Source organism: Klebsiella sp. CN_Kp066 (genome assembly GCF_040065135.1).
In the GTDB taxonomy this organism is placed as follows: domain Bacteria; phylum Pseudomonadota; class Gammaproteobacteria; order Enterobacterales; family Enterobacteriaceae; genus Klebsiella; species Klebsiella oxytoca.
In genome coordinates this window covers 168607-186128 of the sequence record NZ_JBEAIU010000055.1, presented here as the reverse complement: position 1 = coordinate 186128, position 17522 = coordinate 168607, and the positions used below count along the sequence as shown (strand labels likewise).

The window sequence follows — 17522 nt, the reverse complement described above, 5'->3', positions numbered from 1 at the left end:
AAGTGCTTTTTTTCAGGGGTATTTTAAAACATGGCAGAAAAACAAACTGCGAAAAGGAATCGTCGCGAAGAAATACTTCAATCTCTGGCGCTAATGCTCGAATCCAGCGACGGGAGTCAGCGTATCACCACGGCGAAGCTGGCGGCCTCCGTTGGCGTATCCGAAGCGGCTCTGTATCGGCATTTCCCGAGCAAGACCCGCATGTTTGATAGCCTGATTGAGTTTATCGAAGACAGCCTGATTACGCGCATCAATTTGATTTTAAAAGATGAAAAAGACACCACCGCGCGCCTGCGTCTGATTGTGTTGTTGATTCTGGGGTTTGGCGAGCGTAATCCTGGGCTGACAAGAATTCTGACCGGCCACGCGCTGATGTTTGAACAGGACCGGCTTCAGGATCGCATAAACCAGCTTTTTGAGCGTATTGAAGTCCAGCTGCGTCAGGTGATGCGTGAAAAGAAAATGCGTGAAGGTGAAGGCTACTCCGTCGATGAAGCCCTGCTGGCCAGCCAGCTGTTGGCATTCTGCGAAGGGATGCTGTCGCGCTTTGTGCGCAGCGAGTTTAAATATCGCCCGACGGACGATTTTGACGCCCGCTGGCCGCTGGTCGCCGCCCAGCTGAAGTAACCCTCTCCTGTCTCTATGCAGCCCGAAAGGCTGCATCTCTCTTTTTTGATTATTCTGGCATAACGCCCAGAACAATTCGTAGAACTGCCAGATGTTTTCGGCTCTCGCTCTCTCATACCATCCTTTGATTGTATCTTTGCAATGGATAAGGAGAGGGCTGATGGCGACATCACGACGGGAATTGCTCAAACTGGGCGGTCTGGCAACCGCATCACTCGTGCTTAGTCAAAAAAGCTTCGCGGCCTGGGCGCCATCTGCACGTTATCCCGATCCGCGTATTATGGCGGTGGATGATAGCTTTCGCCGCTATATGCTTGCCAGCGCAAAAGTGGAGCAGATCGCCACCGGCTTTCGTTGGGCGGAAGGGCCGGTATGGTTTGGCGATACGCGCATGCTGCTCTGGAGCGATATTCCTGACAACGTCATTATGCGCTGGGATGAGGCCACCGGCGCTACCAGCGTATTTCGCCAACCGGCAAACTACGCGAACGGCCACGCCCGCGATCGGCAGGGACGGCTCATCAGCTGCGAACACGATACCCGACGAATTACCCGCACTGAATATGACGGTAGCATCACCGTACTGGCGGATAACTTCGAAGGCAAACCGCTGAACTCGCCAAACGACATCGTCGTGAGGTCAGACGGCAGCATCTGGTTCACCGATCCGCCTTTCGGTATCAGCGGATTCTATGAAGGTCATAAGGCCACGCCGCAGCTGCCGCAAAACGTTTATCGACTGGACCCGGAGAGCCGTAAACTGAGCGTCGTGCTGGGCGACGTCAAGGGGCCAAACGGCCTCTGTTTTTCCGCCGATGAAAAAACGCTCTACGTGGTGGAAAGCCGCGCTACCCCAAACCGGCTTATCCTGGCGTGGGATGTTGTCGATAACACATTGAAAAACAAAAGAGTGCATATTGACTGCGGTAACGGAACCGCTGACGGCATCGCCTGCGACATGGACGGGAACCTGTGGTGCGGGTGGGGTACGGGCAGCGAAGAGCTGGACGGCGTCCGCGTCTTCAATCCGCAGGGGAAAAACATCGGTATTATTCAGTTACCGGAACGCTGCGCCAACCTGTGCTTCGGCGGTGAACAGCGCAACCGCCTGTTTATGGCATCCAGCACGTCCATCTATTCGCTCTACGTCAATGCGCAAGGCGCAAAGCTGGTCTGAAAATATGCCCGGCGGACGTTGCCGGCCGGGCTGATATTTACACCCCGTACGCTTCGCGATAGGCGCGAACGGCTGCCAGATGTTCAGCCATTTCCGGCTTCTCTTCCAGATAGCTGATCAGGTCTTTCAGCGTCACGATGGAAATCACTTTACAGCTGTAGTCGCGCTCAACTTCCTGAATCGCTGAGATTTCGCCGCGTCCGCGTTCCTGACGATCCAGAGAGATCAGTACGCCGGCTAACTCGGCGCCGTTGGCCTGAATAATTTCCATCGATTCCCGAATCGCGGTGCCTGCGGTGATAACATCATCTACCAGCATCACGCGGCCCTGCAGCGCGCTCCCCACCAGATTTCCACCTTCGCCGTGGGTCTTTGCCTCTTTGCGGTTAAAGCAGTAAGGCAGATCGCGGTCATGATGTTCCGCCAGCGCGACCGCCGTGGTAGTGGCGATAGGGATGCCTTTGTAGGCCGGGCCAAACAGCAGGTCAAAATCAATCCCGGAATCCACCAGCGCTTCGGCATAAAAACGGCCTAACAGTGCCAGATCGCGCCCGGTATTAAACAGGCCGGCGTTGAAGAAATAGGGACTCTTGCGCCCGGATTTCAGCGTAAACTCGCCAAACTTAAGTACCTGCTTGTTAAGCGCAAACTCAATAAACTGGCGCTGATACGGTTTCATGGATTCGCTCCTCATCTTACTTTTCTACGGACAAAAAAAAGGCGACTTCTCAGTCGCCTTAAAAACTAGTTTTGCAACGCCGCCTTCTGCGTCGTGACAATGGATTCGATGCCCCCTCGGGCCAATGCCAGCAGGGTAAGGAGCTCTTCATGGGTGAACGGTTCGCCTTCTGCCGTACCCTGCACCTCAATGATGCGACCATCTTCGGTCATCACCACATTCATATCGGTTTCCGCCGCGGAATCCTCAACGTATTCCAGATCGCAAATCGCTTCGCCATTCACGATCCCTACGGAGACTGCCGCCACCATTCCTTTCATCGGGTTAGTTTTCAGCTTACCGGCCGCAACCAGCTTATTCAGCGCATCCGCCAGCGCCACGCAGGCTCCGGTAATCGATGCGGTACGGGTGCCGCCGTCGGCCTGCAGCACGTCGCAGTCCAGAGTAATGGTGAATTCGCCCAGCGCTTTCAGGTCAACTGCCGCGCGCAGCGCACGCGCGATCAGGCGCTGGATTTCCATGGTGCGGCCGCCCTGTTTACCTTTGGCGGCTTCACGCGCGTTACGCGTGTGGGTAGAACGCGGCAGCATGCCGTATTCGGCAGTGATCCATCCCTGCCCCTGGCCTTTCAGAAAGCGCGGCACGCCTTCATCAATAGAAGCGGTGCACAATACTTTCGTGTCACCAAATTCGACCAGCACGGAGCCTTCTGCGTGTTTTGTGTAGTTACGGGTCAGGGTTACTGGACGCACTTGATTAGCGCTACGGCCTGCTGGACGCATGATGTTCTCCGGCTTGAAACGAATGTGGCTGCGCATTATACGGATAATGCGCGCTTATTCCTATCCTGATAAGGTCGCGAAAGCTATAATCCACCCCACTCTCCTTTAAAAACAGGAACGTCTATGATCCGCAGTATGACCGCCTACGCCCGGCGTGAAATCAAGGGTGAATGGGGTAGCGCCGCGTGGGAACTGCGCTCGGTAAACCAACGATATCTGGAAACTTACTTCCGCCTGCCGGAGCAGTTCCGTAGCCTGGAGCCCGTGGTGCGTGAACGTATTCGCTCCCGTCTGACCCGCGGTAAAGTCGAATGCACCCTGCGTTTTGAGCAGGACCCGAGCGCACAGGGCGAGCTGATTCTCAACGAAAAGCTGGCAAAGCAGCTGGTTAATGCCGCCAACTGGGTAAAAATGCAGAGCGACGAGGGCGAAATTAATCCGGTGGATATTCTGCGCTGGCCCGGCGTAATGTCGGCTCATGAGCAGGATCTGGACGCCATTGCCGCCGAAATCCTGGGCGCGTTGAACGGCGCGCTGGACGACTTTATCGTCGCCCGTGAAACCGAAGGCCAGGCGTTGAAAGCGCTTATTGAGCAGCGCCTGGACGGGGTCACCGCCGAAGTGGCTAAAGTACGCGCCCACATGCCGGAAATTCTACAGTGGCAGCGCGAGCGTCTGGTTTCCAAACTGGAAGACGCCGAAGTGCAGCTGGAAAATAACCGCCTTGAGCAGGAGCTGGTGCTGATGGCGCAGCGTATTGACGTTGCCGAGGAGCTGGATCGCCTGGAAGCGCATGTGAAAGAGACGTGGAATATCCTGAAGAAGAAAGAAGCGGTCGGTCGCCGCCTCGACTTTATGATGCAGGAGTTCAACCGCGAGTCGAACACGCTGGCGTCTAAATCGATTAATGCCGAAGTGACGAACTCCGCCATTGAACTGAAAGTGCTAATCGAACAAATGCGCGAGCAGATCCAAAACATCGAGTAACGATGACTCGCCCCGCAAATCGTTTTTGAACAAAAGGTCATGGTAAATCATGGCCTTTTATTTTCGCTGCGTTTCAGAAGGAATCGTTCTTATCCAATATCCGGCAGGTTAAAAATGCCCCTGCCGCGCACAGCAGCGTGGGGGCCAGATAGCTGTGATCCATATGGGTGAATTCCATCACCAGCGCCACCGCCGTTATCGGCATCTGCATGGATGCGGCGAGAAACGCCGCCGCGCCAACCAGCGCAAAACTGCCGTAATCGCCGCCGGGAAGCAGCTGTTGCCAGAGCATACACAGCAGCAGGCTGGCCAAGCCGCCTACCGCCAGCCCCGGCGTCAGCAGGCCGCCTTCCGCACCGCCGCGCAGCACCGCCAGAATCACCACCATCTTCAGCACCAGCAGCATCGCCGCCCCGGGGAAACCCAGTGCATCGCTGAGAGCCAGCTGCATAGGTCCTTTACCGTTTCCCGGAAGCTGGGGGAAATAGAGGCTGAGGGCGGCAAGCAGAGAAAATGCCAGCAGACAGAAAACCGGCATCTGCCAGTTGCTTTGGACGTGCGAACGAGCGGTACTGGTCGCTTTGCGAAAGAGCCAGGCCCCGGCGCCGAGAATGGGGCCAGAGATAATCGCCCACCAGAGAAATGAATGCGGCAGGATGTCGGAAGTAAAATGGTATTGCGACTCATCGCCTAATCCGAGGGTGGCCGTCCACGCGGCAATCGCCGATGTGATGATAGCCGCCAGCGTTTTTTCCCAGCTAAACGACAGCAGCATCACCTCAAGGCTGAATAACGCGCCGGCCAGCGGGACGTTATACACCGCCGCCAGACCCGCACCTGCGCCGCAGGCAATCAGCGTTCGGCTTTCATCTTCCAGCAGACCCAGCTTACGCGCCACCATCCCTGCCCCCAGCGCGCCCATTTCCCGCGGCGCGACTTCGCGACCAAGGGGTGAGCCCAGCGCCACGGTGACGATCTGCAACAGGGCATGAATCGTGGTGGTACCCGCAGGCATTGGCACGGAAGGATTGGCCACCGCTGACGCAATTGAAACCCGCTTCTGCCCATATCGCCCAAGCAGCCACCAGCCGAACCCGGCGACTGCACCGCCGGCGACGATTGCCATGATCCGACGCGGCCAGGACGAATCCGTGACGCCCTGTAAAAATGACTCTGAGCCAACGAGCTGGCCGTGGCTGTAGCCAAAAGCCTGGTGCTGAATCGCGTGTAAAATCAGCGCCAGAACCATGCCTGACAGGCCGGCCAGTATCCCCGTCAGCACAACGGCAAGCAGGCGGATGAGATAGTTTTTATTGTCAGCGGCGGCAGTCATTTTCTCAGACCTTGAAGGAGGAAACTAAAAGGATAAAGGTCCAGAGTTAAACATTAAGTATTCATACTGCTTTCAATATAGATGCGCATAAAAGGTTTAGTCATTATTTTTTCTAATCAATGGATGAAGAAACAGCAATTAAATAACCATTAAATAAAGCCAATATAAGCACATCTCGCATTAGTTTAATCTGGTTAAATGCGAATGCTTTAGAAAATCTCAGTCGTGATACTGAGCACAAATCGTTAACCTTCCGCCATCATCGTGGGGGATTTATGCTGCTTCATATTCTTTATCTGATTGGGATCACGGCGGAAGCCATGACCGGCGCGCTGGCTGCCGGGCGCCGCCGTATGGATACGTTTGGCGTGATTATCATTGCGACAGCGACCGCCCTCGGAGGCGGTTCGGTGCGCGATATTCTGCTTGGTCACTATCCGCTTGGCTGGGTACAACACCCCGAGTACGTCATTATTGTTGCCGTTGCTGCGGTCCTCACCACGATTGCCGCGCCGGTCATGCCGCACCTGCGCCGTCTGTTTCTGGTACTTGATGCGCTCGGCCTGGTGGTGTTCTCAATTATTGGCGCCCAGATCGCGCTGGATATGGGCCAAGGCCCGGTAATCGCCTCCATTGCCGCGGTCATCACCGGCGTTTTTGGCGGCGTGCTGCGTGATATGTTCTGCAAGCGTATCCCGCTGGTGTTCCAGAAAGAGCTGTACGCCGGAGTATCGTTCGCCGCCGCGATTTTATATATCGCGCTTCAGCATTACGTCAGCAGTCACGATGTAGTCGTCATTTCCACCCTGCTGTTCGGCTTTACTGCTCGTATGCTGGCGCTGCGCTGGAAGCTGGGCCTGCCGGTATTTAACTACAACCACAGCGCGCATTAATACTTTCAGAACCCCGGAATGCGTTGCCCGCTCAGCCACTTCGCCAGCGCGGCAACATCCGGGTGATGTAAGAACGTCACCAACTGCCGCGCCCTTTCAGCCCCGACGCCCGGCAGCCGTTGCCACTGCTCTTCGTTTCGATCCTGCATCTGCCGCCAGCTGTCCTCCTCCAGTCTGACAAAAGCCGTCTTCGGTATGGGCACTCCCATCGCCTGGATCCAGCGTAGAAAAGGCCGTTCGCGCGCAAGATTGAACTGATGCCACAGCCGCTGCCCGCGCTGCGCGGAGATACCTGGTATGGCTTGCAGCTGTTCCGGCGTAAAAGCCAGCCATGAAAAGAGATGCTCCATGCCGCGGGCATCGTGCAGTGTCCGCCACAGCGTCTCTCCCGCGCCGTCAATGTTGAGAATCGAGCGGGATGAGAGCCAGACCAGCCGCGAGAGAAACTGCTCCGCGCACTCTGGCGTGGCGAAATAGCAGGTTAAGGCATTGTACCGTGCTGCCGGCGGCTGGGGTTTATTACGCTGCGCCGTGCGCCAGACGACCGAATCGATGCGCGGAATTCCCTGCCCGGCAAGGCTGATTTGCAGCTGATCGCCAATACCGATATCCAGAGTGGACCAGCGGGATACCGAGCCGACGTTCACCCGCTGCACGCGCTTATCGTCCAGCAGCTGCGGCTCCAGATGCGCCACCACCGCTATTTTACCGCTACGCCCGATGCTGAAGCTGATACCGCGAACCTCCATAACCCGTGAGGCAGGAGGATATTTCCAGGCGATAACCCAATCACCCTGTCCCGGTACCCAGAAGCGCCCGGCTGACTCTTTTCCCCGCCGCACCACTACGCCATCGCTGGCAAAAGGCAGTGGCGAAGTAAACCAACGCTGGCGCCACTGTTCCACCTGCTGCGCATTCGCGACAGGATGCGAAAAGCGCGCGCTGTAAACAAAGCCGCCCTGCCGCAGCAGCGCCAGCCGCTGTTGCATCTCCTGCGGACCATCGGGCCATGCCCAGATAAAGATGCCCAGTTGATTAAGTTCCGCCGCAGCCTGCTGGCGCATCATCATGCCGGCCACCTTTGCGCGCGCGTTCATGCCCCCCATCTGCTTTTGCACATGCCCCGCGCGAAGCAGGAACAGTTCTCCCTGCAGAACGCTATTGGCCAGTGCACCGTCAGAGACTTTAGGCACGGAGGGGATCTGTAAAACCCTGGCCGTCCAGTCTTCTCCGGCCAGACCATTCCCCCGGCTTATTGCCTGCACCAGGCGCCCCTGTCGATAGACCAGAGTCACTGCGACGCCATCGACTTTAGGCTGTACCCACAGGCCGGATTGACCGCGCATCCAGCGCGCCACCGCAGCGCGGTCCGGCAGTTTACGCACGCCGGTGTGCGCGACCGGATGCCTGACATCCCCCCTCAGCGGCGGAAGAGCATCGTGAGCGGGAGCCTCGCCGGTGAAGCAGCGCCGCCAGAACGCCAGCCGCTCCGCCAGCTGGTCATAGACTTCATCGCTTACCGCACTATTCCCCTGCTGCCAGTAGGCGTTTTTCCATTCCGTTATCTGCTGGCTGAGGCGTTCCATTTCCTGTTCGGCCCTCGCCTGCGGCCACGCGGGGCAGGCTGCCTGCGCGTATCCCACCAGCATCCACAGCACCAGCGCCTGGATTCCTTTTTGCATCGCGATGCCCTCCTGTTTATTCGCCGGGAATTGTGCCGCAGGCGTATTTTCATCGGCGATAGGGGATTTTTAAGGCTGCGAGCAGACGTCCAGGTTTTCTATGTTGTTTCTGCAATGCCCGGAGAAATCAGGGAAACGGCAAGCAAAATGAAAGAAAAAATGCAAAAAGTGTGACAGGGACTGCGTCACGCAGCGGCGGCGTGTATAATAGGCTCGTATGTAAGCTCTATTTCGACCATCACATACAAAAGACACTCATGGCTCAAGGCACGCTTTATATTGTTTCCGCCCCTAGCGGCGCGGGTAAATCCAGCCTGATTCAGGCTTTATTAAAAACCCAACCGTTGTACGACTCTCAGGTTTCTGTTTCGCATACCACACGCGCTCCGCGCCCGGGTGAAGTGCACGGTGAACACTATTTCTTTGTCAATCACGACGAATTCAGGACGATGATTGGCGAAGACGCTTTTCTTGAACATGCAGAAGTCTTTGGCAACTATTACGGCACCTCGCGCGAAGCTATCGAGCAGGTACTGGCGACCGGCGTCGACGTCTTCCTTGATATCGACTGGCAGGGCGCACAGCAAATCCGCAACAGAATGCCCGGCGCACGCAGCATTTTTATTCTGCCGCCGTCAAAAGATGAGCTTGATCGTCGCCTGCGCGGCCGCGGTCAGGATAGCGAAGAGGTTATCGCGAAACGTATGGCACAGGCAGTTGCAGAAATGAGCCATTACGCGGAATATGATTACCTGATTGTGAATGATGATTTTGATACCGCGCTGAGCGATCTGAAAATTATTATTCGCGCCGAACGTCTGCGCATGAGCCGCCAAAAGCAGCGACATGGCGCTTTAATCACCAAACTGTTGGCAGACTGAACCCACATTCAGTATCATGCCCAGTCATTTCTTCACCTGTGGAGCATTTTAAGTATGGCACGCGTAACTGTTCAGGACGCTGTAGAGAAAATTGGTAACCGTTTTGACCTGGTACTGGTCGCCGCGCGTCGCGCTCGTCAGATGCAGGTAGGCGGAAAGGATCCGCTGGTACCGGAAGAAAACGATAAAACTACCGTTATCGCACTGCGCGAAATCGAAGAAGGTCTGATCAACAACAAGATCCTCGACGTTCGCGAGCGCCAGGAACAGCAAGAGCAGGAAGCCGCTGAATTACAAGCCGTTACCGCTATTGCTGAAGGTCGTCGTTAATCACACAGCGGGTCGCCCTTGTATCTGTTTGAAAGCCTGAATCAGCTGATTCAAAACTACCTGCCCGAAGAGCAAATCAAACGCCTTCGGCAGGCTTATCTCGTTGCACGTGACGCTCACGAGGGCCAGACACGTTCAAGCGGTGAACCCTATATCACGCACCCGGTAGCGGTAGCCTGTATCCTGGCCGAGATGAAGCTCGACCATGAAACGCTGATGGCTGCCCTGCTGCACGACGTGATAGAAGATACCCCCGCCACCTATCAGGATATGGAGCAGCTTTTTGGCAAAAGCGTTGCAGAACTGGTAGAGGGGGTGTCAAAACTTGATAAGCTAAAGTTTCGCGACAAGAAAGAGGCTCAGGCCGAAAACTTTCGCAAAATGATTATGGCGATGGTGCAGGATATTCGCGTCATCCTTATCAAGCTTGCTGACCGCACCCACAACATGCGCACGCTGGGCTCATTGCGCCCGGATAAGCGCCGCCGCATCGCCCGCGAAACGCTGGAAATCTACAGCCCTCTGGCGCACCGTTTAGGTATTCACCACATCAAAACCGAGCTCGAAGAGCTGGGCTTTGAGGCGCTGTATCCTAACCGCTACCGCGTTATTAAAGAGGTAGTTAAAGCAGCGCGCGGCAACCGTAAAGAGATGATTCAAAAAATCCTCTCCGAAATCGAAGGGCGTTTGCAGGAAGCGGGAATACCCTGTCGCGTTAGCGGTCGCGAAAAGCATTTGTACTCCATCTACTGCAAGATGGTGCTCAAAGAGCAGCGTTTTCACTCGATTATGGATATCTACGCCTTCCGCGTGATTGTCCATGATTCTGACACCTGCTATCGCGTGCTAGGCCAGATGCACAGCCTTTACAAGCCGCGTCCAGGCCGCGTCAAAGACTACATTGCCATTCCAAAGGCGAACGGCTATCAATCTTTGCACACCTCGATGATCGGCCCGCACGGCGTCCCGGTTGAGGTACAAATTCGTACCGAAGACATGGACCAGATGGCGGAAATGGGGGTTGCGGCGCACTGGGCTTATAAAGAGCACGGCGGCGAAAGCAGTACCACGGCGCAAATCCGCGCTCAGCGCTGGATGCAGAGCCTGCTGGAGCTCCAGCAGAGCGCCGGTAGCTCATTTGAATTTATTGAGAGCGTGAAATCCGATCTGTTCCCGGATGAGATTTACGTTTTCACCCCGGAAGGGCGCATCGTCGAACTGCCCGCTGGCGCGACGCCGGTGGACTTCGCCTACGCGGTGCATACCGATATCGGCCATGCCTGCGTCGGCGCGCGCGTCGACCGCCAGCCATATCCCCTGTCGCAGTCGCTCTCCAGCGGCCAGACGGTGGAGATCATCACCGCGCCGGGCGCTCGTCCGAACGCCGCGTGGCTAAACTTTGTCGTCAGCTCCAAAGCGCGCGCCAAAATTCGCCAACTGCTGAAAAACCTCAAGCGCGACGATTCCGTTAGCCTCGGGCGACGCCTGCTTAATCACGCGCTCGGCGGCAGCCGCAAGCTGGCCGAAATTCCGCCAGAGAACATTCAGCGCGAACTTGACCGTATGAAGCTGGCAACGCTTGACGATCTGCTGGCCGAAATTGGCCTCGGTAACGCCATGAGCGTCGTCGTAGCAAAAAACCTGCAGCAGGGTGAAACCACAGCCGTGCCTGTACAGCCGGCGCCTGTCGGCCATAACCATCTGCCGATTAAAGGCGCGGATGGCGTGCTGATCACCTTTGCCAAGTGCTGCCGTCCGATTCCCGGCGACCCGATTATTGCGCACGTCAGCCCGGGCAAAGGCCTGGTTATTCACCACGAGTCCTGTCGTAACATTCGCGGCTACCAGAAAGAGCCGGAGAAATTTATGGCGGTTGAGTGGGACAAAGAGACGGCGCAGGAATTTATCACCGAAATTAAGGTGGATATGTTCAACCATCAGGGTGCCCTGGCGAATCTTACCGCCGCAATCAACACCGCCTCTTCCAATATTCAAAGCCTGAATACGGAAGAGAAAGATGGCCGCGTTTACAGCGCCTTTATTCGCCTCACCGCGCGCGACCGCGTGCATCTGGCGAATATTATGCGCAAAATTCGCGTCATGCCGGATGTGATAAAAGTCACCCGTAACCGAAATTAGCTCTGACACAAAATCATTCGAATTGCATCAAGGCGGCAAGCGAATGACAAATCTGCCAGGAGCAGATTTGAACGCTGCTTACAGCGGCTCCGTAAGGGGCGAGGCCCAGGGATGGGCCGAGTAATCCGCAGCGATTAAAGAGTCATTCGAAGGATGAAGTGTAATGAATTTACAGCGTTATGCGCGTATCTGCGAGATGCTCGCCAGGCGTCAGCCTGACCTGACGGTCTGCATGGAGCAGGTCCATAAGCCTCATAACGTCTCTGCGATTATTCGTACCGCAGACGCCGTTGGCGTGCATGAAGTGCACGCCATCTGGCCCGGTAGCCGTATGCGTACCATGGCCTCCGCAGCCGCAGGCAGCAATAGCTGGGTGCAGGTGAAAACCCATCGTACTATTGGCGATGCCGTCACGCATTTAAAAGGCCAGGGCATGCAGATTCTGGCAACCCATCTCTCTGATAACGCCGTTGATTTTCGTGAAATCGACTATACCCGCCCCACCTGTATCCTGATGGGCCAGGAGAAAACCGGCATTACTCAGGAAGCGCTGGACCTGGCGGATCAGGACATCATTATTCCGATGATTGGCATGGTGCAGTCGCTGAACGTTTCCGTCGCCTCGGCGCTTATTCTGTATGAAGCCCAGCGCCAGCGGCAGAACGCCGGCATGTATCTGCGCGACAACAGCATGCTGCCGAAAGAAGACCAGCAGCGTCTGCTGTTTGAAGGCGGCTATCCGGTGCTGGCGAAGGTCGCAAAACGTAAAGGTCTACCCTACCCCCACGTCAACGAGCTGGGCGAAGTCGAAGCCGATGCCACGTGGTGGGCCACTATGCAGGCTGCAGGATAAAAACGATGCAAGGTCGCCTGTTAGATGCCGTCCCCCTTAATACCCTAACCGGCGTTGGCGCGGCACAGAGCAGCCGACTGGCGAAAATCGGCCTGCACACGGTGCAGGATCTGCTTCTGCACCTGCCGCTACGCTACGAAGACCGCACCCATCTGTATCAAATCGGTGAACTGCTGCCCGGCGTTTACGCCACCGTTGAAGGCGAAGTTCTTAACTGCAATATCACTTTCGGCGGCCGCCGGATGATGACCTGCCAGATAAGCGACGGCTCCGGCATCCTCACCATGCGCTTTTTTAACTTCAGCGCAGCGATGAAAAATAGCCTGGCAACCGGGCGTCGCGTGCTGGCCTACGGAGAGGCGAAGCGCGGTAAGCACGGGGCGGAGATGATCCACCCGGAATATCGGGTTCAGGGTGATATGAGTACCCCTGATTTACAGGAAACGCTGACCCCGGTTTATCCCACCACCGAAGGCATCAAGCAGGCTACGCTGCGTAAGCTCACCGACCAGGCGCTGGAGCTGCTTGAAACCTGCGCTATCGCCGAGCTGCTGCCGCCGGAGCTGGCGCAGGGGATGATGAGCCTGCCTGACGCCTTGCGCACGCTGCATCGCCCGCCGCCCTCTTTACAGCTTAGCGAGCTGGAAAGCGGCAAACATCCGGCTCAGCGACGCTTAATCCTGGAAGAGCTGCTGGCGCATAACCTCAGCATGCTGGCGCTGCGGGCAGGCGCTCAGCGCTACCACGCTCTCTCGCTCAGCGCTAACGACACGCTAAAAGACAAGCTGCTGGCCTCTCTCCCCTTTACGCCGACCGGCGCGCAGGCGCGCGTCACGGCTGAAATTGAGCGCGATATGGCGCTGGACGTGCCAATGATGCGTCTGGTGCAGGGGGATGTTGGCTCCGGTAAAACCCTGGTTGCCGCGCTGGCCGCCCTGCGCGCCATCGCGCACGGCAAGCAGGTGGCGCTGATGGCGCCGACAGAACTGCTGGCTGAGCAGCATGCCAATAACTTCCGCAGCTGGTTTGAACCGCTGGGCGTTGAAGTAGGCTGGCTGGCGGGCAAACAAAAAGGCAAAGCGCGCCTGGCGCAGCAGGAGGCTATCGCCAGCGGACAGGTGCAGATGGTGGTCGGTACCCACGCCATCTTTCAGGAACAGGTCCAGTTTAACGGCCTCGCGTTGGTGATTATCGACGAACAGCATCGTTTCGGCGTCCATCAGCGGCTGGCGCTATGGGAGAAAGGCCAACAGCAGGGCTTTCACCCGCACCAGCTGATTATGACCGCGACGCCGATTCCGCGGACCCTGGCGATGACCGCTTATGCCGATCTCGACACCTCGGTCATCGATGAACTGCCGCCGGGCCGTACGCCGGTTACGACGGTAGCCATCCCGGATACCCGCCGCAGCGATATTATCGACCGGGTACGGAACGCCTGTACTCACGAGGGTCGCCAGGCCTACTGGGTTTGTACGCTGATTGAAGAGTCGGATCTGCTGGAGGCCCAGGCGGCGGAAGCCACCTGGGAAGAGCTGAAGCTTGCGCTGCCGGAGCTGAATATCGGCCTGGTGCACGGACGCATGAAATCTGCCGATAAACAGGCAGTCATGAGCGCGTTCAAGCAGGGCGAGCTGCATCTACTGGTCGCCACCACGGTAATTGAGGTCGGCGTGGACGTGCCTAATTCCAGCCTGATGATCATCGAAAACCCTGAGCGTCTGGGGCTGGCTCAGCTGCACCAGCTCAGAGGGCGCGTCGGGCGCGGTGCGGTGGCCTCACACTGCGTGCTGCTCTATAAATCGCCGCTTTCTAAAACCGCGCAGAAGCGCCTGCAGGTTCTGCGCGATAGCAACGACGGCTTCGTCATTGCCCAGAAAGACCTGGAAATTCGCGGTCCCGGCGAGCTGCTCGGCACGCGCCAGACCGGCAACGCTGAATTCAAAGTCGCAGATTTAATGCGCGATCAGGCCATGATCCCCGAAGTTCAGCGCATCGCCCGTCATATACACGAAAGATATCCTCAGCAGGCCCAGGCGCTTATCGAGCGCTGGATGCCGGAAACCGAACGCTATTCCAACGCGTAGCGTGCACGTCATCCCGCCACGCTGCGCATAATTTTTTATTCAGATGAGTGGATTATGAAACGAGAACTGGCCATCGAATTTTCGCGCGTCACCGAAGCCGCCGCGCTGGCAGGCTATAAATGGTTAGGCCGTGGTGATAAAAACACCGCCGACGGCGCCGCCGTCAACGCCATGCGCATTATGCTCAACCTGATCAACATCGACGGTACTATCGTGATTGGCGAAGGCGAAATCGACGAAGCGCCGATGCTGTATATAGGCGAACGCGTCGGTACCGGCAACGGTGATGCGGTAGACATCGCCGTCGATCCCATTGAAGGCACCCGCATGACGGCGATGGGCCAGGCCAACGCGCTGGCGGTGATGGCGGTAGGCGATAAAGGCTGTTTCCTGAACGCGCCGGATATGTACATGGAAAAGCTGATTGTCGGTCCGGGCGCGAAAGGCACCATCGATCTGAACCTGCCGCTGGCGGAAAACTTGCAAAACATCGCCCGCGCGCTGAATAAGCCGCTAAGTGAATTAACCGTTACCATCTTAGCCAAGCCGCGCCATGACGAGGTCATCGTTGAGCTGCAAAAACTGGGCGTGCGCGTATTCGCTATTCCCGACGGCGACGTTGCCGCCTCTATTCTGACCTGCATGCCGGATAGCGAAGTTGACGTTATGTACGGTATCGGCGGTGCCCCGGAAGGGGTCGTTTCAGCGGCGGTGATCCGCGCGCTGGACGGCGATATGCACGGTCGTCTGCTGGCGCGCCACCACGTTAAGGGCGACAGTGAAGAGAACCGCCGCATCGGCGAGAACGAGCTGGCACGCTGTCAGGCCATGGGCATCGAAGCAGGCAAAGTGCTGCGTCTGGACGATATGGCGCGCAGCGACAACGTCGTTTTCTCAGCGACGGGCATCACCAAAGGCGATCTGCTGGACGGTATTACCCGTAAAGGTAATATGGCCACCACCGAAACCCTACTGATCCGCGGTAAATCCCGCACTATCCGCCGAATTCAGTCGATTCATTATCTCGATCGCAAAGACCCGGATATCCAGCTACACATCCTGTAAAACATTTGATCAATAGAGCTTTCCAGCCTTTTCGGGCTGGAATTCTGCTCTCGTCGCGGTGAAGATACGCTAACAGGATTGAGAGGAGAGACGCTATGGCAAACTGGGTTACAGGCAAAGTCGTAAAAGTTCAAAACTGGACGGATGCACTGTTTAGCCTCATCGTTCACGCACCGGTTGAACCGTTTACCGCAGGGCAGTTTGCCAAACTGGGGCTGGATGTCGACGGTGAACGCGTGCAGCGCGCCTATTCCTACGTCAATGCCCCCAGTAATCCCGATCTTGAGTTCTACCTGGTAACGGTTCCGGAAGGCAAACTTAGCCCACGGCTGGCGGCGCTGAAGCCGGGCGATGAAGTGCAGGTGGTCAGCGAAGCGGCCGGCTTCTTCGTGCTCGAAGAGGTGCCGGATTGCGACACCCTGTGGATGCTCGCCACCGGCACGGCGATTGGCCCGTATCTGTCAATTCTCGAAGAAGGGAAGGACCTGGATCGTTTTAAAAATCTCGTACTGGTGCACGCCGCGCGCTATGCCGCGGATCTCAGCTATCTGCCGCAGATGCAGGCGCTGGAAGCTCGCTATGCGGGCAAGCTGCGCATCCAGTCGGTCGTCAGTCGGGAAACCGCGCCGGGCATGCTCACGGGACGTATCCCGTTCCTGATTGAAACCGGCGCGCTGGAAGAGGCCGTTGGCCTGCCAATGAACGCCGAGAGTAGCCACGTCATGCTGTGCGGTAACCCGCAGATGGTGCGCGACACTCAGCAGCTGCTGAAAGAGACCCGGCAGATGAGCAAGCATCTGCGCCGCCGACCGGGTCATATGACCGCCGAACACTACTGGTAATCAGGGCTCCGCTTTCCAGCGCACGTCCAGCGTCTCTTTGCCAAACTTATTTGCCCCCTGGGTGCCGACAAACGCCCCCAGGTCGATAAGCATCATCACGATAATCAGCGTCGGTATAAACCGCCCGACGCCCCACTGCCAGACGCCCGGCAGCATCGACCAGTTACCCGCCAGCAGCATCCACGCCAGAATCATCAGCAGCGCCCAGAGGCCGGATTTCCCCCGGTCGTGCAGACGTTTAATGGTCACCGCCGCCGTCGGCCACAGCAGGCATACCAGAATAAACGCCGCGGTCTGTAAGTTGAGTAGGTTGCTGCCAGCCAGCGTGAACAGCGCGCTCATGGTCGCAATCCAGATAGCAATCCAGATCCAGAAGTCGCGACGTCCAATCCGCCCTTTAATTGAGAATAGCCACTGCTGTAGGGTCATGTTTTATTCCTTATCATCATCACCGACGTAGTTTACCCTGAAGGCGTGACTTTTTGACAAGCGTGACGGTTCTCGTTTTAATCGTCGGCAGACAAAAAAAGGAAAGATGGGCATGAAGAAGTGGGCAACTTTATATTTAATTGGGCTGACGGCGCTATCCGTCGGCCAAAATGCGTTGTCCGCCGAGCCTGACTCCGCCGCTACGGCGCCCTATCTTCTCTCCGGCGCGCCGGTGTTTGATATCTCCATCAGCGCGTTTCGGGAAAAATTCAATACCGATAACCCGAGGCTTTTGCTCAATGAGTTTCGCGCCGTCGCCTCCAGTAAAGACCAGGCGAATTTGACCCGCGCCGCCACCAGGATCAACGACAATCTTTATGCCTCGACCGCGCTTGAGCGCGGTACGCTTAAAATTAAATCGATGCAGATAACCTGGCTGCCGATTCAGGGGCCGCAGCAGAAAGCGGCGAAAGCCCGGGCCCTCGAATATATGAGCGCCGTCATGCGCGCGTTCGTGCCGACGCTCAGCCAGGCGCAGAGCCAACAGAAGCTACAAAAGCTGCTGGCCGCCGGAAAAGGCAAACGGTACTTTTCGGAAACCGAAGGCGCAGTACGCTATGTGGTGGCGGACAACGGCGAAAAGGGGCTGACCTTCGCTGTTGAACCGATTAAGCTGGCGCTATCTGAAACGCTGGAAAACAACAATAAATGACAAAAAGCAAAGCCTTTCCAGTGA

Annotated in this window: 17 protein-coding genes; 12 read left to right on the top strand and 5 right to left on the bottom strand. The window is 56.8% G+C overall.

The features are described 5' to 3' along the window. Positions 1–30: 30 nt before the first annotated feature. Complete coding sequence (gene slmA, locus ABLV75_RS22935) at positions 31–627, top strand: nucleoid occlusion factor SlmA (protein ID WP_004106912.1); 597 nt, start codon at positions 31–33, stop codon at positions 625–627. Positions 628–787: 160 nt separating this feature from the next. Continuing rightward, positions 788–1804: an SMP-30/gluconolactonase/LRE family protein gene (locus ABLV75_RS22930; RefSeq protein WP_004106915.1), complete on the top strand. Its 1017-nt coding sequence runs from the start codon at positions 788–790 to the stop codon at positions 1802–1804. A gap of 37 nt (positions 1805–1841) precedes the next feature. Here the strand turns inward: ABLV75_RS22930 and pyrE are convergent, their stop codons facing one another. After that, the gene (gene pyrE, locus ABLV75_RS22925; protein WP_004106918.1) at positions 1842–2483 is read right to left on the bottom strand and encodes an orotate phosphoribosyltransferase; all 642 of its coding nucleotides are present in this window, start codon (positions 2481–2483) and stop codon (positions 1842–1844) included. A 65-nt stretch (positions 2484–2548) separates the two neighbouring features. After that, on the bottom strand, positions 2549–3265 hold the full coding sequence (gene rph / locus ABLV75_RS22920) for a ribonuclease PH (protein ID WP_004106921.1): 717 nt from the start codon (positions 3263–3265) through the stop codon (positions 2549–2551). Positions 3266–3388: 123 nt separating this feature from the next. Between rph and ABLV75_RS22915 the strand changes: the two genes are divergently transcribed. Beyond that, the gene (locus ABLV75_RS22915) at positions 3389–4252 is read left to right on the top strand and encodes a YicC/YloC family endoribonuclease (protein WP_004106922.1); all 864 of its coding nucleotides are present in this window, start codon (positions 3389–3391) and stop codon (positions 4250–4252) included. Positions 4253–4325: 73 nt separating this feature from the next. Here the strand turns inward: ABLV75_RS22915 and ABLV75_RS22910 are convergent, their stop codons facing one another. Beyond that, a complete protein-coding gene (locus tag ABLV75_RS22910; protein ID WP_004106923.1) occupies positions 4326–5585 on the bottom strand; it encodes a chloride channel protein in 1260 nt (419 codons plus the stop codon). A 275-nt stretch (positions 5586–5860) separates the two neighbouring features. On the opposite strand from ABLV75_RS22910, the gene ABLV75_RS22905 reads away from it, so the two are divergent. Further along, on the top strand, positions 5861–6478 hold the full coding sequence (locus ABLV75_RS22905) for a trimeric intracellular cation channel family protein (protein WP_004106924.1): 618 nt from the start codon (positions 5861–5863) through the stop codon (positions 6476–6478). Between the two features lie 5 nt (positions 6479–6483). Here the strand turns inward: ABLV75_RS22905 and ligB are convergent, their stop codons facing one another. Next, positions 6484–8160 carry an NAD-dependent DNA ligase LigB gene (ligB, locus tag ABLV75_RS22900; RefSeq protein WP_004106925.1) on the bottom strand — a complete coding sequence of 559 codons (1677 nt, stop codon included), beginning with the start codon at positions 8158–8160 and terminating at the stop codon, positions 6484–6486. A 257-nt stretch (positions 8161–8417) separates the two neighbouring features. Between ligB and gmk the strand changes: the two genes are divergently transcribed. The 7 genes from gmk (at position 8418) to fpr (ending at position 16357) form a co-directional block, all read left to right on the top strand. Continuing rightward, positions 8418–9041, top strand: a complete 624-nt coding sequence (gene gmk / locus ABLV75_RS22895) for a guanylate kinase (protein WP_004106926.1) — start codon at positions 8418–8420, stop codon at positions 9039–9041. Positions 9042–9095: 54 nt separating this feature from the next. Next, positions 9096–9371 (top strand): DNA-directed RNA polymerase subunit omega, encoded by a 276-nt coding sequence (rpoZ, locus tag ABLV75_RS22890; RefSeq protein WP_004106927.1) that lies wholly within the window; start codon positions 9096–9098, stop codon positions 9369–9371. An 18-nt stretch (positions 9372–9389) separates the two neighbouring features. Beyond that, the gene (gene spoT, locus ABLV75_RS22885; RefSeq protein ID WP_004106928.1) at positions 9390–11510 is read left to right on the top strand and encodes a bifunctional GTP diphosphokinase/guanosine-3',5'-bis pyrophosphate 3'-pyrophosphohydrolase; all 2121 of its coding nucleotides are present in this window, start codon (positions 9390–9392) and stop codon (positions 11508–11510) included. 163 nt (positions 11511–11673) lie between these two features. Beyond that, positions 11674–12363, top strand: a complete 690-nt coding sequence (gene trmH / locus ABLV75_RS22880; RefSeq protein ID WP_004106929.1) for a tRNA (guanosine(18)-2'-O)-methyltransferase TrmH — start codon at positions 11674–11676, stop codon at positions 12361–12363. 5 nt (positions 12364–12368) lie between these two features. Further along, on the top strand, positions 12369–14450 hold the full coding sequence (gene recG, locus ABLV75_RS22875) for an ATP-dependent DNA helicase RecG (protein ID WP_265777005.1): 2082 nt from the start codon (positions 12369–12371) through the stop codon (positions 14448–14450). A gap of 54 nt (positions 14451–14504) precedes the next feature. After that, positions 14505–15515 (top strand): class II fructose-bisphosphatase, encoded by a 1011-nt coding sequence (gene glpX, locus ABLV75_RS22870; protein WP_016809637.1) that lies wholly within the window; start codon positions 14505–14507, stop codon positions 15513–15515. 95 nt (positions 15516–15610) lie between these two features. Beyond that, entirely contained in the window at positions 15611–16357 is a 747-nt protein-coding gene (fpr, locus tag ABLV75_RS22865) for a ferredoxin--NADP(+) reductase (protein ID WP_004106932.1), read from the top strand. Here fpr and ABLV75_RS22860 read toward each other — a convergent pair whose 3' ends face one another. Next, positions 16358–16786, bottom strand: coding sequence for a DUF805 domain-containing protein (locus ABLV75_RS22860; protein ID WP_004106933.1), 429 nt, complete (start codon positions 16784–16786; stop codon positions 16358–16360). It lies immediately after the preceding gene. A gap of 112 nt (positions 16787–16898) precedes the next feature. On the opposite strand from ABLV75_RS22860, the gene ABLV75_RS22855 reads away from it, so the two are divergent. Further along, on the top strand, positions 16899–17498 hold the full coding sequence (locus tag ABLV75_RS22855; protein ID WP_049127701.1) for a DUF1454 family protein: 600 nt from the start codon (positions 16899–16901) through the stop codon (positions 17496–17498). The last annotated feature ends 24 nt before the right edge of the window (positions 17499–17522 follow it).

Bases quoted from the DNA above. Each gene is read 5' to 3' on its own strand.
- slmA (WP_004106912.1), top strand. From the start codon at position 31: ATGGCAGAAAAACAAACTGCGAAAAGGAATCGTCGCGAAGAAATACTT.
- ABLV75_RS22930 (WP_004106915.1), top strand. From the start codon at position 788: ATGGCGACATCACGACGGGAATTGCTCAAACTGGGCGGTCTGGCAACC.
- pyrE (WP_004106918.1), bottom strand. From the start codon at position 2,483: ATGAAACCGTATCAGCGCCAGTTTATTGAGTTTGCGCTTAACAAGCAG.
- rph (WP_004106921.1), bottom strand. From the start codon at position 3,265: ATGCGTCCAGCAGGCCGTAGCGCTAATCAAGTGCGTCCAGTAACCCTG.
- ABLV75_RS22915 (WP_004106922.1), top strand. From the start codon at position 3,389: ATGATCCGCAGTATGACCGCCTACGCCCGGCGTGAAATCAAGGGTGAA.
- ABLV75_RS22910 (WP_004106923.1), bottom strand. From the start codon at position 5,585: ATGACTGCCGCCGCTGACAATAAAAACTATCTCATCCGCCTGCTTGCC.
- ABLV75_RS22905 (WP_004106924.1), top strand. From the start codon at position 5,861: ATGCTGCTTCATATTCTTTATCTGATTGGGATCACGGCGGAAGCCATG.
- ligB (WP_004106925.1), bottom strand. From the start codon at position 8,160: ATGCAAAAAGGAATCCAGGCGCTGGTGCTGTGGATGCTGGTGGGATAC.
- gmk (WP_004106926.1), top strand. From the start codon at position 8,418: ATGGCTCAAGGCACGCTTTATATTGTTTCCGCCCCTAGCGGCGCGGGT.
- rpoZ (WP_004106927.1), top strand. From the start codon at position 9,096: ATGGCACGCGTAACTGTTCAGGACGCTGTAGAGAAAATTGGTAACCGT.
- trmH (WP_004106929.1), top strand. From the start codon at position 11,674: ATGAATTTACAGCGTTATGCGCGTATCTGCGAGATGCTCGCCAGGCGT.
- recG (WP_265777005.1), top strand. From the start codon at position 12,369: ATGCAAGGTCGCCTGTTAGATGCCGTCCCCCTTAATACCCTAACCGGC.
- glpX (WP_016809637.1), top strand. From the start codon at position 14,505: ATGAAACGAGAACTGGCCATCGAATTTTCGCGCGTCACCGAAGCCGCC.
- fpr (WP_004106932.1), top strand. From the start codon at position 15,611: ATGGCAAACTGGGTTACAGGCAAAGTCGTAAAAGTTCAAAACTGGACG.
- ABLV75_RS22860 (WP_004106933.1), bottom strand. From the start codon at position 16,786: ATGACCCTACAGCAGTGGCTATTCTCAATTAAAGGGCGGATTGGACGT.
- ABLV75_RS22855 (WP_049127701.1), top strand. From the start codon at position 16,899: ATGAAGAAGTGGGCAACTTTATATTTAATTGGGCTGACGGCGCTATCC.